At 59.5% G+C, this 12,218-nt stretch carries 10 protein-coding genes and 2 pseudogenes; 8 read left to right on the forward strand and 4 right to left on the reverse strand.

Features of this window, described 5'->3' with window-relative positions; translation table 11 throughout:
* The 6 genes and pseudogenes from JQ586_RS39200 to JQ586_RS39225 all read left to right on the forward strand — a co-directional run.
* Positions 1-288 (forward strand): annotated as a pseudogene (locus tag JQ586_RS39200) (adenylate/guanylate cyclase domain-containing protein); the annotation flags it as partial.
* Between the two features lie 613 nt (positions 289-901).
* Positions 902-1,888 (forward strand): ABC transporter substrate-binding protein, encoded by a 987-nt coding sequence (locus JQ586_RS39205; RefSeq protein WP_212399982.1) that lies wholly within the window; start codon positions 902-904, stop codon positions 1,886-1,888.
* Positions 1,889-2,276: 388 nt separating this feature from the next.
* Positions 2,277-3,257: an ABC transporter substrate-binding protein gene (locus tag JQ586_RS39210; RefSeq protein ID WP_212399983.1), complete on the forward strand. Its 981-nt coding sequence runs from the start codon at positions 2,277-2,279 to the stop codon at positions 3,255-3,257.
* 236 nt (positions 3,258-3,493) lie between these two features.
* Positions 3,494-4,459 carry an ABC transporter substrate-binding protein gene (locus tag JQ586_RS39215; protein ID WP_312017088.1) on the forward strand — a complete coding sequence of 322 codons (966 nt, stop codon included), beginning with the start codon at positions 3,494-3,496 and terminating at the stop codon, positions 4,457-4,459.
* A 296-nt stretch (positions 4,460-4,755) separates the two neighbouring features.
* Complete coding sequence (locus JQ586_RS39220; protein WP_212399985.1) at positions 4,756-5,016, forward strand: hypothetical protein; 261 nt, start codon at positions 4,756-4,758, stop codon at positions 5,014-5,016.
* Between the two features lie 471 nt (positions 5,017-5,487).
* Positions 5,488-5,946, forward strand: coding sequence for a histidine kinase dimerization/phosphoacceptor domain -containing protein (locus tag JQ586_RS39225; RefSeq protein ID WP_249148664.1), 459 nt, complete (start codon positions 5,488-5,490; stop codon positions 5,944-5,946).
* 92 nt (positions 5,947-6,038) lie between these two features.
* On the opposite strand, the gene JQ586_RS39230 is transcribed toward JQ586_RS39225, so the two are convergent.
* Positions 6,039-6,977, reverse strand: a complete 939-nt coding sequence (locus JQ586_RS39230) for a LysR family transcriptional regulator (RefSeq protein WP_212399986.1) — start codon at positions 6,975-6,977, stop codon at positions 6,039-6,041.
* Positions 6,978-7,120: 143 nt separating this feature from the next.
* Here JQ586_RS39230 and JQ586_RS39235 point away from each other — a divergent pair, with 143 nt between their 5' ends.
* Positions 7,121-8,287: an ABC transporter substrate-binding protein gene (locus tag JQ586_RS39235; RefSeq protein WP_249148665.1), complete on the forward strand. Its 1,167-nt coding sequence runs from the start codon at positions 7,121-7,123 to the stop codon at positions 8,285-8,287.
* Entirely contained in the window at positions 8,284-9,564 is a 1,281-nt protein-coding gene (locus JQ586_RS39240) for a flavin-dependent oxidoreductase (RefSeq protein WP_212399988.1), read from the forward strand. Before JQ586_RS39235 ends, JQ586_RS39240 begins: the two co-directional genes overlap by 4 nt.
* Before the next feature lie 134 nt (positions 9,565-9,698).
* On the opposite strand, the pseudogene JQ586_RS41720 reads toward JQ586_RS39240, so the two are convergent.
* The 3 genes and pseudogenes from JQ586_RS41720 to JQ586_RS40965 form a co-directional block, all read right to left on the reverse strand.
* Positions 9,699-10,162 (reverse strand): annotated as a pseudogene (locus JQ586_RS41720) (DUF3237 family protein).
* 177 nt (positions 10,163-10,339) lie between these two features.
* Positions 10,340-10,456 carry a hypothetical protein gene (locus JQ586_RS41725; protein ID WP_409411049.1) on the reverse strand — a complete coding sequence of 39 codons (117 nt, stop codon included), beginning with the start codon at positions 10,454-10,456 and terminating at the stop codon, positions 10,340-10,342.
* On the reverse strand, positions 10,410-10,706 hold the full coding sequence (locus JQ586_RS40965; RefSeq protein ID WP_249148666.1) for a hypothetical protein: 297 nt from the start codon (positions 10,704-10,706) through the stop codon (positions 10,410-10,412). Before JQ586_RS40965 ends, JQ586_RS41725 begins: the two co-directional genes overlap by 47 nt.
* Between the last annotated feature and the right edge of the window lie 1,512 nt (positions 10,707-12,218).

Below are 12,218 nucleotides of genomic sequence, written 5' to 3' on the forward strand. Positions count from 1 at the left end.
ACCATTGCGGGAGCCACTCACGAATTTCGGGGCCGCCCGATCGGTGACCTGATCCTGCGCGGCCGGAGCGAGCCGCTCCGGGCTTTCGAGCCATTGCAAGCGGCTGCGTTTAGGGCTGCAGCGACGATGCAGTACTCCGCAGCTTTCGCGAAGCTCGAGGCAGGAGACGTGATGGCGTTACCAGCCTTTGCGGGGCTGGTCAGTACCAACGCCGATGATCCGCTCGCCGGTTTTCACCTCAAGCGCTTACTCAACGGCGCGCGGGGCGTTCGCATGCAGTTAGAATAGGTTATTCAATCACGGAAGCGGTCATTCGCAACACGTTTTCGGGGCTCTCAGCTCCTAGAGCTCGCACGCTCGGAGGTGGACCACAAGCTAAATGTCGTTGGCTGGTCGACGGGTGTTACTTATTGGCTTAGCACCTCTGAAGAGTCGTTCGGATCGACAACTTTTGCGAGGAACGCCTCGAGGTAAGGTGATGTACTTTAGAGCGGCAGAGTCACGCCAGGGTGCTCGGGATCGCTAGACCAGAACAAGCCATTGTGGAGACGACGGTCGTTTGCTCGAAGAACGCAGCGCGGCTCGTTCGGCAGTATCGGCTTGATGGCGACCCATGCAAAATCGGCGATTCGTGGCACATGATCCGAGCGCCCAGTTTGGGAATTTGCAATCACAGACCTGTCGGATGGAACGCTGCCGACCTAACCGCGGTTCGGCGCTTGCGGGCAGATGCGGAGATCAACCAACCGACAACCAACGTCGACTCCGTCGAAAATGACCCAGAGTGGGCATTGCCACCAACTCTGCAGTGACGCACAATTGATATTCACTCCTTCCGCCCAGCACGAGGAGCGGTAACGTTTGCACCCATAGAAAAAGGTGCCGTTTTCAAGAGGGTGCCATGCTGCGTCGCGACTTCATTTCCTTTCTCGCCGGCGCGTTGGCCGCCAGCCCCCGCCTTGGGATCGCCCAGACCTCGTCCAAGTTCTATCGTGTCGGCACGCTCCGTCCGGGTCCGCCGTTGGACGAGAAGTCGCCACATGGGGCAATCCTGCTGAAAAAACTGGAGGAGCACGGCTACATACTCGGCAAAAATCTTGTGTTCGAGACACGGGGCGCTGGTGGTAAGCTCGGCAAGCTTGGAGAGATTGTCGATAACTTTAAGGCTAAGGGCGTCGATGTGCTCGTCGTTGGCGGCTTTCCAACCACACTCGCCTGCAAGGTAGCAAACGTGCCAACGGTAGTTTACTTTGGAGTCGGTGATCCGGTCGCGACGCACCTTATCGACAGCCTTGCGCACCCGGGTGGCAACATCACCGGCATTTCTGACGATGCGGCGGCTCTCGCCAGCAAACGTCTCGAACTGATCAAGCAAGCGGTGCCGAAGTTGCGACGGGTAGCAATGTTGTGGAACAAGGACGATCTAGGCATGACCATGCGCTATGACGCATCAGCCAGTGCTGCGCGGTCGCTTGGGGTCACGGTACAGCCGCTCGGTGTGCGCGAGCCCAACGATTTTGACGGAGTATTCGAGGCCATGGATCGAGACCAGCCGGACGCCATTTTCATGGTCGCTGACGCACTTACGACCCTCAATCGCAAGCGCGTATTCGACTACGCCGGCTCGCACCATATTCCGGCTTTGTACGAATACGATGTCCCGAATGTGCATGACGGCGGCTTGATGTCGTATGGACCCGACCTGAACGAAAGCATGGAGCGCGCTGCCGGCCTCACCGTACGCATCTTGGCTGGCGCGCGGCCGGCTGATCTGCCGTTCGAGCAGCCGACATACTATAAGCTCGTCATCAACCTGAAGACCGCGAGCGCCACCGGCATCGAGCTGCCGGCGAACTTTCTGGCGCTTGCCGATGAGGTGATCGAATGAGGCGATTGGCTTGTCTCGCAGTTGCAATCTGGATTTTCGGGCTGTCAGCAGGCTCACGCAGGGCAGGCAAGCCCAACAGCGGAATGACGAAGAACAGAACGGAGCCCAAGACAGAAATTGCTTTCGACATTGCGTACTCCAGGACTACCGTCGCTCTGCCGCACTAACTGGCAACGCTCCTGCTCCCCCGCTGGCGCGGCGCTTATGGGCAGAAGCGGGACATCAACGTGCCGACATCCCCGGTCGAATCCGTCGAAAATGACCCGGAGCGACCTGTCGGGCTTGCCAGTGCTGCTGTGCAAACTGGCCATTGAGACCCATTTCAATGATCGTATTTCTCTGCTGTAATCGGTTAGTTCAGCGTGTTGCCAAGACTTGAGCGAGGGCAATGAGGCGACGCGATGCGGTCACGCTTTTTGGCAGTGCGGCGGCTCTCTTGCCGCTCGCGGCGCGTGCGCAGCAGTCGATAAAGGTTTGGCGGATCGGATACCTGGGATTTGGCCCTGCCTCCAGTTGGACGAGCGAAGTTGAAGCTCTACGGAGCGGACTGCGCGATCTCGGCTATGTCGAGGGTAAGAATATTGCGATTGAGTTCCGATGGGCCGAGCGGGCTGACCAAACGTTTGATCTCGCAACCCAACTCGTTCGAATGAACGTCGATGTTATCTTCGCGCCCGCATCAACTCAGGTGGAGCCCACGCGACGTGCGACAAGTACAATTCCCATTGTTTTCGCACAACATGCCGATCCGGTCGGCCTGGGAGATGTGGCGAGCCTTTCGCGCCCTGGCGGGAATATAACCGGCATGTCGATGCTTCTCACGGAGATCTCCGTCAAAGAGCTAGAGATTTTGAGAGAAACGTTGTCCGACGCAGCTCGGATTGGTGTTCTCTGGAATCCCACGACGCCTTCTCACCCAACTGCCTTAAAGGCGGTTGAGGCTATAAGTGAAAAGCTCGGAGTCGAACTCGTTTTGGCTCCGGCTGGAACTGTCACCGAGATCCAAGAAGCATTCGTGATCATGTCGCGAGAACGGGTCAGTGGTGTTCTCGTCTTATCATCACCACTTTACACCGCGCAGGGCGCACTCCTGGCCGATCTTCAGATGAAGTATCGCTTGCCCGAGATCTTCGCAAACCGGGCCAACGTGGACGCTGGTGGTCTTGTCAGTTATGGCGCGGATTTGAACGATCTGTATCGACGTGCCGCGTTCTATATTGACAAGATTTTGAAAGGCACCACCCCAGCTGACCTGCCGGTCGAGCAAGCGTCGAGATACTTGATGGTTTTCAACCTGAAAACTGCGAAAGCGCTCGGCATCACCATTCCCCCGACCGTGCTTGCCCGCGCCGACGAGGTGATCGAATAGCATCCCTTTTACTGCGATGCCGGAAATGGCCCAAACGCGACTGGCCCGCCTGGCGGTCTCAGGTCGGCTTTCGGGGGTAGACCGGAATTACCTCGCAAATCGCAAAAAACGACGCAAGTGAACCGGAGCAGTCATAAGTCAGGCGAAATCCCGCAGGGAGCAGTCACCTAGCGTAAGGCAACGTGTTATCCTCTCGAGGACGCGGGAATGGGCCGGAAGGGAGAACTCAGTTGAGTGTGAGACGTCGCGAGTTTGTCACGCTTGTTGTTGGCGCTGTCGCCACATGGCCGCTTTCGGCACGCGCGCAGCAACCGAGCGTGGCTACCATTGGCGTCTTGGTGCACGCCGCTCCCGGTTGGGAGCGCTTCTGGCAGTTGTTTCCCCAGGCGTTGCGCGAACTTGGCTACATCGAGGGAAAAAACATTCAATTTGAATTCCGATCTGACCAAGGAGACATAAGCCGTCTTCCCGAATTGGCAGCACATTTGGTGCGGCTCAAGGTTAAAGTGATCGTGCCTTGGTTCACGCCGGCCGCAATTGCTGCCAAACAGGCGACGCGCGAAATTCCAATCATCTGCGCGGCCTGTGGAGACATGGTTGGAACTGGTTTAGTCGAGAGCCTCGACCGGCCGGGTGGAAATGTCACCGGCAACTCCAGCCTGAACGCTGAGCTGGCCGCCAAGACTCTCGACCTAATCCGCGAGATGATACCTTCTGCGAAGCGAATCGCGGCGTTAGTTAATGCAAGCGACGCCTTCTCGAAATCGTTTCTGAAACAGATCCAATTAGTTGGCGAAGCCACCGGCACGGTGATCGACCCGATTATGATTCATGGTGCCGAAGAACTCGATGCCGCCTTCCCCATCATGGAGGGTCGACGGACCGACGCAATTATCGTTCAGCCGAGCCTACCGACCAAACGAGCCGCGGATCTGGCGCTCCGCTACCGGATACCAGCCGTTTGCGCTTGGCGACAGTTCCCTCGCGATGGTGGGCTCGCGGCTTATTTCGGCGCCGAAGACGAAATGTACCAACGTGCCGCGGTTTTTGTAGACAAGATACTGAAGGGCTCCAAGCCGGCCGAACTCCCGGTCGAGCAGCCGACCAAGTTTGAATTGGTAGTCAATATGAAAACCGCGAAAGCGCTCGGTATCGCGGTTAGCCAAGAAATTCTCGTTCGCACGGACCAGCTGATCGAGTGACGCGCCAATCTCCTCGTCCTTGCCAACGATAGGCGCACGATTGCTGCGATGCCAGGTCGGGTTCAGCGATTAACTTATGTGAACTTTTGTTCAGCAGCGGGGTTGTCTTGAGAAGATCGTCGCCCGCCGTTCGTACGGCGCATGCCGCGGATAGCCAAAGGCCTCTTGGGCCCGCTGTTCCACAAGCGCTTGCGGCTGATAGCCAAAGGCGGTCTCTGCGCGGCGGTCTCTGCTCGGTCTGCCAGGTCGGCGCGCTGGGGAACTCGTTCGTGGGGGTTTTCGCAAGGAGGTTCGCCGTGCGAGACCGCATCGATATCGACCGCACGCACAGCCGCGCAATCATCCGAGAGATCGGCGAACGGCTGCAAGCGTCCCTCGGCCAGGACGGAGAACTGCCGGATGGCCTCAGACGTCAGATCGATCAGCTTCATGAATTGGACGAAAAGGCGCCATCGAGCGTTCCCGATCTCCCGGGCGACGAGGGCAGCCAGGCCACGGCAGCGCAGACGTCACCCTCTCCTGTGCAGTGGACCACCCGCTGGTGGTCACGCCGTTGATGAATATGCGTGGGATGGCGCGAACGAAGGCTGCCATGGTGGCCTCCTCGAACGAGGCCGTCTGTCCGATCTGACGCACCACTCGCCGGCCACGGGCAGGGCGCTGCACGGGATCGCCTGACCGAGCCAGCAGCACAACCGGAGTTCGGCTCTCGCCTGAGCCTTTGACCGTCAGTCGGCGGATCGCGGCCGCAGAGCCGCCGGCATGCGAGCGCCGGTAGGTGAGGAGGCCTCGGAAATCCGACTCCCCTGCCACCGCACCTGCTGCAGGGAGCGGGATAGATCCTGCGACCGGCGGCGATGTTCTGCACTGGAGGACGTTCCTTTTCCGTCGCACGCGTCACATTTGATCTCGACGACCGCGCCGGGCCTGGGCATCTTCATGCCTCGCCCGATCGACCTGGATTCGAAGGCGGCGAGGGGCGGGGAACCGCCGCCTGCCGCTCGATCATGGCGTGCGCGGTGCTGCAAATGGCTCTCCAGATGCAGACCGGAGCGCCCGGATACTTCCTGCTTCTCTCGGGCCTGCTGTTCGACCGCGGCTCCGGAATATTCGCCGCAATCATCGCCGTCGCTGTCGGTAGCTATCTCAGCTATGCTTGCGCGTTCGCGGTCGATTTCCTCGCGACGAACGCTCTGTTCGCGATCACGGCGGCCGGGACGGCGGTGGTCGCCGAATTCCAGCGCGCCGAACTCCGCCGCGTCATGCAGGCGGACAAGACCAAGGCGGTGCTCCTGCAGGAAATGGCGCACCGTACCAAGAACAGTCTCGCCGTCCTTGGCTGGATGATGAGGCTGCAGGCCAACAACGGCAGCCCCAAGGTCGCAGAAGCTCTGGACGCCACCGCGCGCAGGCTACAGGTCATGGCCGAGGTCTACGACCACCTCTCGCTCAAGCAGGACTATCCCCGCCGCTACGCGGTGAACTGATCGAGCGCACCTTCGGCTTTATAGCGGGCTAGTTGGTATGGCAGCGCAATATGTCGCGACGGGCCCATAGCAGATCTCAGTCGGGCAGAAGTTCAAGCCGACACCGATCTCGCGACGCCTCTCGCATGCTCGATAAACTGCTGCGCCAGCGGACCCGGCGTGCGGTTCTTCAAGGTGAGAATGGCGATGGCATATTGCGTGGCCGGGATTTTGACCGGAAGGATTTTCAATCCCGTGCGCCGGGAGCTAAACTGGGCAACCGAGTTCGGCAAGATGCCGACGAACTTGCCGGTTGCGACCAGCGTCGTGGTCAGCTGAACGGACAATGTGGCAATTGCGGGCCGCGGCGACCTCAGTCCGCTGGTCGCGAAGATTCCGGAGATGATCGATCCCGGCGCGCTGTCATGCGGCGGCAGCACCCACGACTCTTCCATCAAATCGGCAAGGCCAATGCGGCGCCGTCGGACCCATTGGCTGTTTGCGCCCGCGACCGCAACGAACGGCTCCTGGATCAGCCGTTCGAAAATCAGGTCGTTTTCCGTGAAGGGCTCTGGCAATCGTCCGATCAGGAGTTCGACCTTGCGTTCGCGCAGAGGGCCGTATTGCGCAAGTCCCATATCGGCGTGAACGACGCGAAGTTGTACTCGGGGGTGCTGTTGCAGCAGCCGTTCCGCTATTGCGGGGATCATGCTGGCGTTCATGATTTCCGGACACCCGATAGCAAGCTCGCCCGACGTCGGATCGATCAAGAACTCGATCTGCTTCAGGCCCTGACGCATCTCTTCGAATACATTGACGCCGCAATTGAGCAGCGCGTGTCCGTACTCGGTTAGCTCGACGCCCTGCGTCGTGCGATCGAACAGCTTGACCTTGAGCGTCTGTTCCAGATCGGAAACCGTCTTGGAGACGACCGGATGCGATATCGCAAGCTTCTGGGCCGCTCTCGCCATGCCGCCGGCCTCGGCCACGGCCATCACGATGTGAAGATCGCGCAGCCTGATACGCCGGCCGATTCGGTCGGACCATTCCATGTTTGACCCCCTTAGGTTTTAGGCTACAGGGATGTCTGAAAATTGAGCTTCCAAACTACATGGCCTCGGGGCAGCATTCAATATGCGATCGGCTTAGGCTATTCCGGTCCTCGGAAACCGAGCCGGTTCCGATGGAGGGAGAGATGTCCAAGCAAAGCCTTTTCTGCGCTGCCAGTCTCGTTCTTTCAACTGCTTTGGCTGGAAGCGCCAGCGCGCAAGACACCGTCAAGGTCGGCATGGTCATGCCGCTGACCGGTCCGCTCGCCGCGGCGGGTCAGCAAGTGGTGGCGGGCGCCCGCCTCTACATGAAACAGCATGGCGACACGGTTGCCGGCAAGAAGATAGAATTGATTGTCAAGGACGGCGCCTCCTCAGGAGAAACCGGCAAACGCCTGATCCAAGAGCTGATCGTAAATGAAAAGGTCGACATCATCGGCGGCGGCGTAACTGCCGATATGTTCGCGAGCGCTGGCCTCATTACGGAGGCACAAAAGCCGACCGTGATCATGCTTTCGAGCACGACCGCGGTGGTCGAGAAGTCACCGTTCTACGTCCGCACCAGCTGCACGCTCGCGCAGTCCTCGGCGATCCTGGCCGACTGGGCCATAAAAAAGGGCTTTGCCAAGGCTGTGACGCTGATCACCGAGTTCGCGCCCGGTCTCGAGGCCGAGGAAACCTTCTCCAACAACTACAAGGCAGCCGGCGGCCAGATCGCGGAAGCGATCCGCGTTCCTCTGAAGAGTCCCGACTTCGCGCCGTTCCTGCAACGTGTCAAGGAAGCGGCCCCGCAAGCCTTGTTCGTATTCGTTCCTTCGACGCAAGCCGCGACTTTCGCCAAACAGTTCGTGGAGCGCGGTCTCGACAAAGCCGGCATCGCGCTGATCGGCCCCGGTGACCTCACCGATGACGAGGCCTTGCCGAATATGGGCGATGCCATGCTCGGTGTCGTCACTGCGCACTTTTACTCCGCGTCGCATCCATCTGCCGTCAACGCCGCATTTACCGACGCCTATCGCAAGGACGCAAAGGACGGCGCGAACTTCATGGCGGTTTCCGGCTATGACGGGATGCATGCGATCTACGAAGCACTGCTCAAGACGTACGGCTCGACGGACGGCAAAGCTCTGATCGCCGCAATGCGGGGCATGACCTGGGAAAGCCCGCGCGGCCCGATGGCGATCGACCGCAACACCGGTGAAGTCGTGCACGACATCTATATCCGCAAGGTCGAGAAGACCAACGGCGACCTGCGTAACATCGAACTCGAGACCTTTAGCAACGTCCGCGACCCTCGCGTCGCTGCAAAATGAAGAAACTCGAAGTCATCGTCGCCGGCGGCGGCATCGGCGGGCTGAGCCTCGCGCTCAGCCTGCATCAGGCTGGAATAGCTGTTCGTGTTTACGAGGCCGTGCGCGATCCGGCGCCGCTCGGCGTCGGCATCAATCTGCAACCGACTGCGGTCCGCGAGCTGACCGAGCTGGGACTTGCTGATGCCCTTGCAAAGACCGGCATCGCGACGCGACGGCTCAATCTCTGCAACAAATTCGGCCAGCTCATCCATGACGAGCGCCGGGGTCTTGCGGCCGGATACCACTGGCCGCAATATTCGATCCATCGCGGTGAACTTCAGGCTCTGCTGCTACGCGCCGTCCGCGATCGTATCGGCGACAAGAACGTCCAGGTTGGACTGAAACTCGCCGGGTTTGAGCAGATTAACGCTCGCGTGCGTGTCCGCTTCACCGATCGTCAATCCGGATCGGGGCCGATCGACGAGGCCGACGTTCTCGTCGGCGCCGACGGCATCCATTCCGCCGTTCGGCATCAGCTTTATCCAGTGGAAGGCGCGCCTCGTTTTGCCCAGCAGACGCTGTGGCGGGCGGCGGTGGAAGCCGAGCCCTTCCTTGATGGTGAGACCATCGTGATTGCCGGACATTTCCACCAACGCATCATCGTCTATCCGATCAGCCGACGGCCAAGCGGCAAGATACTGGTCAACTGGATTTGTCAAAAAACGGTAATGGATCGGGCGCCGCCGCGCGAGGACTGGAATCGACGCGTTACGAAGCAAGAGGTGCTGGCTACGTTCGGCGCATGGAAATTCCCTTGGCTCGACTTGCCCGCGCTGATCGAGCAATCATGCGACATCTACGAGTTTCCGCTGGTCGATCGTGATCCGGTCGAAGCATGGTCGTTCGGCCGGGTCACGCTGCTTGGCGATGCCGCCCATCCGATGCAGCCGATTGGTGGACAGGCCGGTTCGCAGGCAATCCTCGATGCCCGCGCGCTCACCCGGGCTTTGAGCGAAACGCGCGATCCGGTTGCGGCCTTGGCACGCTACGACGCCGAACGCAGGCCCCCCATGAACGGTATAATCTTGCGAAACCGCAATCTCGGGCCCGAGGCGGCCATGCAGCTAGCGGAAGAGCGCGCGCCAAACGGCTTTGCCCAGATCAGCGACGTGATCCCGCCCCACGAACTCGACGAGATCGTCACGTCCTTTGCCACGGCAGCGGGTCTTGACGTCGATACTGTCAACACTAGGCCGTCATACGTACCTCGGGACCCTTCATTTCCTGGGAGCGCATAAGCGACAGTAGCCGGCGACGTCAGCGGCCAGTATCGCCGCTCGAGACGCCCGCCCATCACATCAAGTCCCACCGGTTGACTACAGGACCTGATAGACATCGAAACCCCGGCGATCCCCGACGCGCGAGCCGGTTGCTATCGAGCAAATGCGATTGAGCCACGCGCAGCCTTCTGCGCTGGTCTCGAAGTAGGGGTGGTGCGGAAATAGTATGAGGACGGATCGACGGTTTCGCCGCGATTTAGGCGATCAATGACATCTCGCGGTCCGTGCCGGAGTCCTTTCCAATGCATGTAGATCATCTGTTGGTCGTGAGTCTCGAGTACAATCCGAATTTCTATATCGAGCACTCCGTCACGCCGGAGAAGCATCCATCCGCACCACCCGGCAGCACCGTGCCGCGCAACTTCGGGCCGTCAAAGCTGCCGCCTGCAAACCGCGCAATTCGGCGCACGCCATATGGCGGCGAAAATAGCCAAATGCGAAGCACCCAACGAGACCATACGCAAACAAGATTATCGACATGTGCACGTCTCTCTCGTTCCGCGTAAACACTTGACCGGTTTTTATATTGCGCCATCGATCTACCACATCCGCGCATTCTTCGTTGTCGTTGCACCTCTCATGTGAAGCCAACCGCGCGTGGCGCCTATGGTCGAACGTGCCGTCGGGAAAATAGGAATCGTACGCCGGCGCGCAAAAGAAAAGGCCAATAAAAAACATCCACCAGAATGCTTTCGGCATTCTTTTGCTGGGCCACGCCGGGGCCGCGTTCGTTTCAATATTGAGGGACCCTGTGTGTTCGGCAGTCGAATGGTCCATCTGAACCAGTCTCTTTGATGCTGAGGTTATAAAATTGACCCATCGAGGGAGCCGCGATGAATGCATCGAGCATGGCCGGCGGCAGTTCGCAATAGTGGTAGTACGTGCCGCGAAGATTGATAAGCATAGCTGTGGGCCTTGTCGTAGCAGACCCGCTGAATAAAGCTGCTGCGAGAGCTGTCCGTGCAGACGAAAGGCTTAAGATCGACCGCGCCGCGGTACTTCACGTCGACCGTTTCCGCAAACGAGGCCGATGTCCAGATTAGAGATGCGAGCGACACCATCCACGAAGCCAAGGACTTCAGCTTGATCGCTTGCTTCATTGGCATCACCGGACCGGATAGATGAGTGGCTTGGTCTTGTTGATGTTGTTCGCATCGGTTGCTGTTGAGCCTTCTCCAGCCACGCCAAACGCTCCGTATCCCTCGAAAAACGCACTTGTGCAATTCGCACGAGGTCTTCGTCGTAGGCCGACAGCGCGACCAGGTACTGTTGATAGTAGCTCGATGGATGAGCGATTTGTTGAGCGGTTAGTCTTGCCCGGTATTTGTGGGGCTCGCTCGGTTGAGAATCTGATTTCTCTTCGAGCGCCGCGGGGGCGGAATTGGTCTGCGAATTGCCAACCCGTTGGCGCCAATGTAGCCAATCCCCCTTTTACCCCAGTGCCGCCATTGCCGGCGTGTCCGATGTAGCCCGTACCCAGCGACGCGCCGTGCGAACTCGCAATGCTCTTGATCGTCGGCGATACGCTGTTCTCTAGCATCGCGCGCGACTGAGGTGGGACGGCAGGGGTGTTCTCGCCTTTGTCCTGATTTTCTTGCGCAGATATTTCAGTCCAGCAGACAACCAAGACGGCAATCGAAACGAAGATGGCTCGACCGATCCGCATCCCAGCCTCCCTGACCTGCCGGCGCCCTGGCGGGGATTATGCAGAAGTCACTTCGCCCTTCAACCGCAGATTGCTCAAGAATTGACGGTGCGAAGAGCGGAGTGTCATAGGCTCGCACTTCGTTCGTGCATCACGGCAGCGCGAGCGCTCTTCCTGATCCCGGACGCTCGGTTATCGACAACGTACCGCTTGAAGTCCTCGCTACTCATCTGCTTCGCCAGCGTTATCTTGGTGGCTTCGGGGAGGCGAGAGAAGCGATACGCATAGATATCACCCGTGCGCTGCTTCAGCGCGCCAGGGCTTAGATGCCCTTGTGTGGCCAGCTTCCCGGCGGCCTCTGACATTCCTGCGCTGCCGCCTTGGCGTGCTCGAAATGCTTCCGGTAGATGCTGTCATCGAGAGCGTTGTCATCAGCGAGGTATCGAATACCGGACTGCACCTTGCCGCACCGAGCCCTTACAAGGGATAGCTCAGCGCGTCCTAGTGGCCGCGTGGGCGCAAGGGTAGGCCCGGGGAATAGTCACATCCGTATGGCGCCATGTGTCCCCCGTGGAGCCCTCATGCCTCTTGCGTCATCGGCGATCCCGCGCACAGTGGTCATCTCTGGCGCTACTGGCGGCTCCCGTCGTAGGCTTGGCCCCGCAGAGGGGATTTGCGCGCCATAGCCGAGGCAGAGACCAGCCGGGTTGGACGCAGGTTAGCAGCCATAGTCGCGGCTGACGTGGCCGCCACGCCGTATTGTGCGCTGCCAAAAAAGAGTTGCGCGCTGGCTGACGCGCCTGATTGGCGACGCGGATGCAAGGCTGGCAGTTCTATGAGCCGCAACCAAAACTACCCGAGGAAGATCCGATCAAAAAAAGTTTTGAAAGCCCCTTGAAAATTGATTTCGGTTTTTCTAAGTCGATTTTTGCCGCTTGCGGGCGGTGCCGGTCGCCAGCTTCGGGTC

This window comes from Bradyrhizobium jicamae (genome assembly GCF_018130215.1).
In the GTDB taxonomy this organism is placed as follows: domain Bacteria; phylum Pseudomonadota; class Alphaproteobacteria; order Rhizobiales; family Xanthobacteraceae; genus Bradyrhizobium; species Bradyrhizobium jicamae_A.

Bases quoted from the DNA above. Each gene is read 5' to 3' on its own strand.
- JQ586_RS39205 (WP_212399982.1), top strand. From the start codon at position 902: ATGCTGCGTCGCGACTTCATTTCCTTTCTCGCCGGCGCGTTGGCCGCC.
- JQ586_RS39210 (WP_212399983.1), top strand. From the start codon at position 2,277: ATGAGGCGACGCGATGCGGTCACGCTTTTTGGCAGTGCGGCGGCTCTC.
- JQ586_RS39225 (WP_249148664.1), top strand. From the start codon at position 5,488: ATGGCTCTCCAGATGCAGACCGGAGCGCCCGGATACTTCCTGCTTCTC.
- JQ586_RS39230 (WP_212399986.1), bottom strand. From the start codon at position 6,977: ATGGAATGGTCCGACCGAATCGGCCGGCGTATCAGGCTGCGCGATCTT.
- JQ586_RS39235 (WP_249148665.1), top strand. From the start codon at position 7,121: ATGTCCAAGCAAAGCCTTTTCTGCGCTGCCAGTCTCGTTCTTTCAACT.
- JQ586_RS39240 (WP_212399988.1), top strand. From the start codon at position 8,284: ATGAAGAAACTCGAAGTCATCGTCGCCGGCGGCGGCATCGGCGGGCTG.
- JQ586_RS41725 (WP_409411049.1), bottom strand. From the start codon at position 10,456: ATGCTCGATGCATTCATCGCGGCTCCCTCGATGGGTCAATTTTATAAC.
- JQ586_RS40965 (WP_249148666.1), bottom strand. From the start codon at position 10,706: ATGAAGCAAGCGATCAAGCTGAAGTCCTTGGCTTCGTGGATGGTGTCG.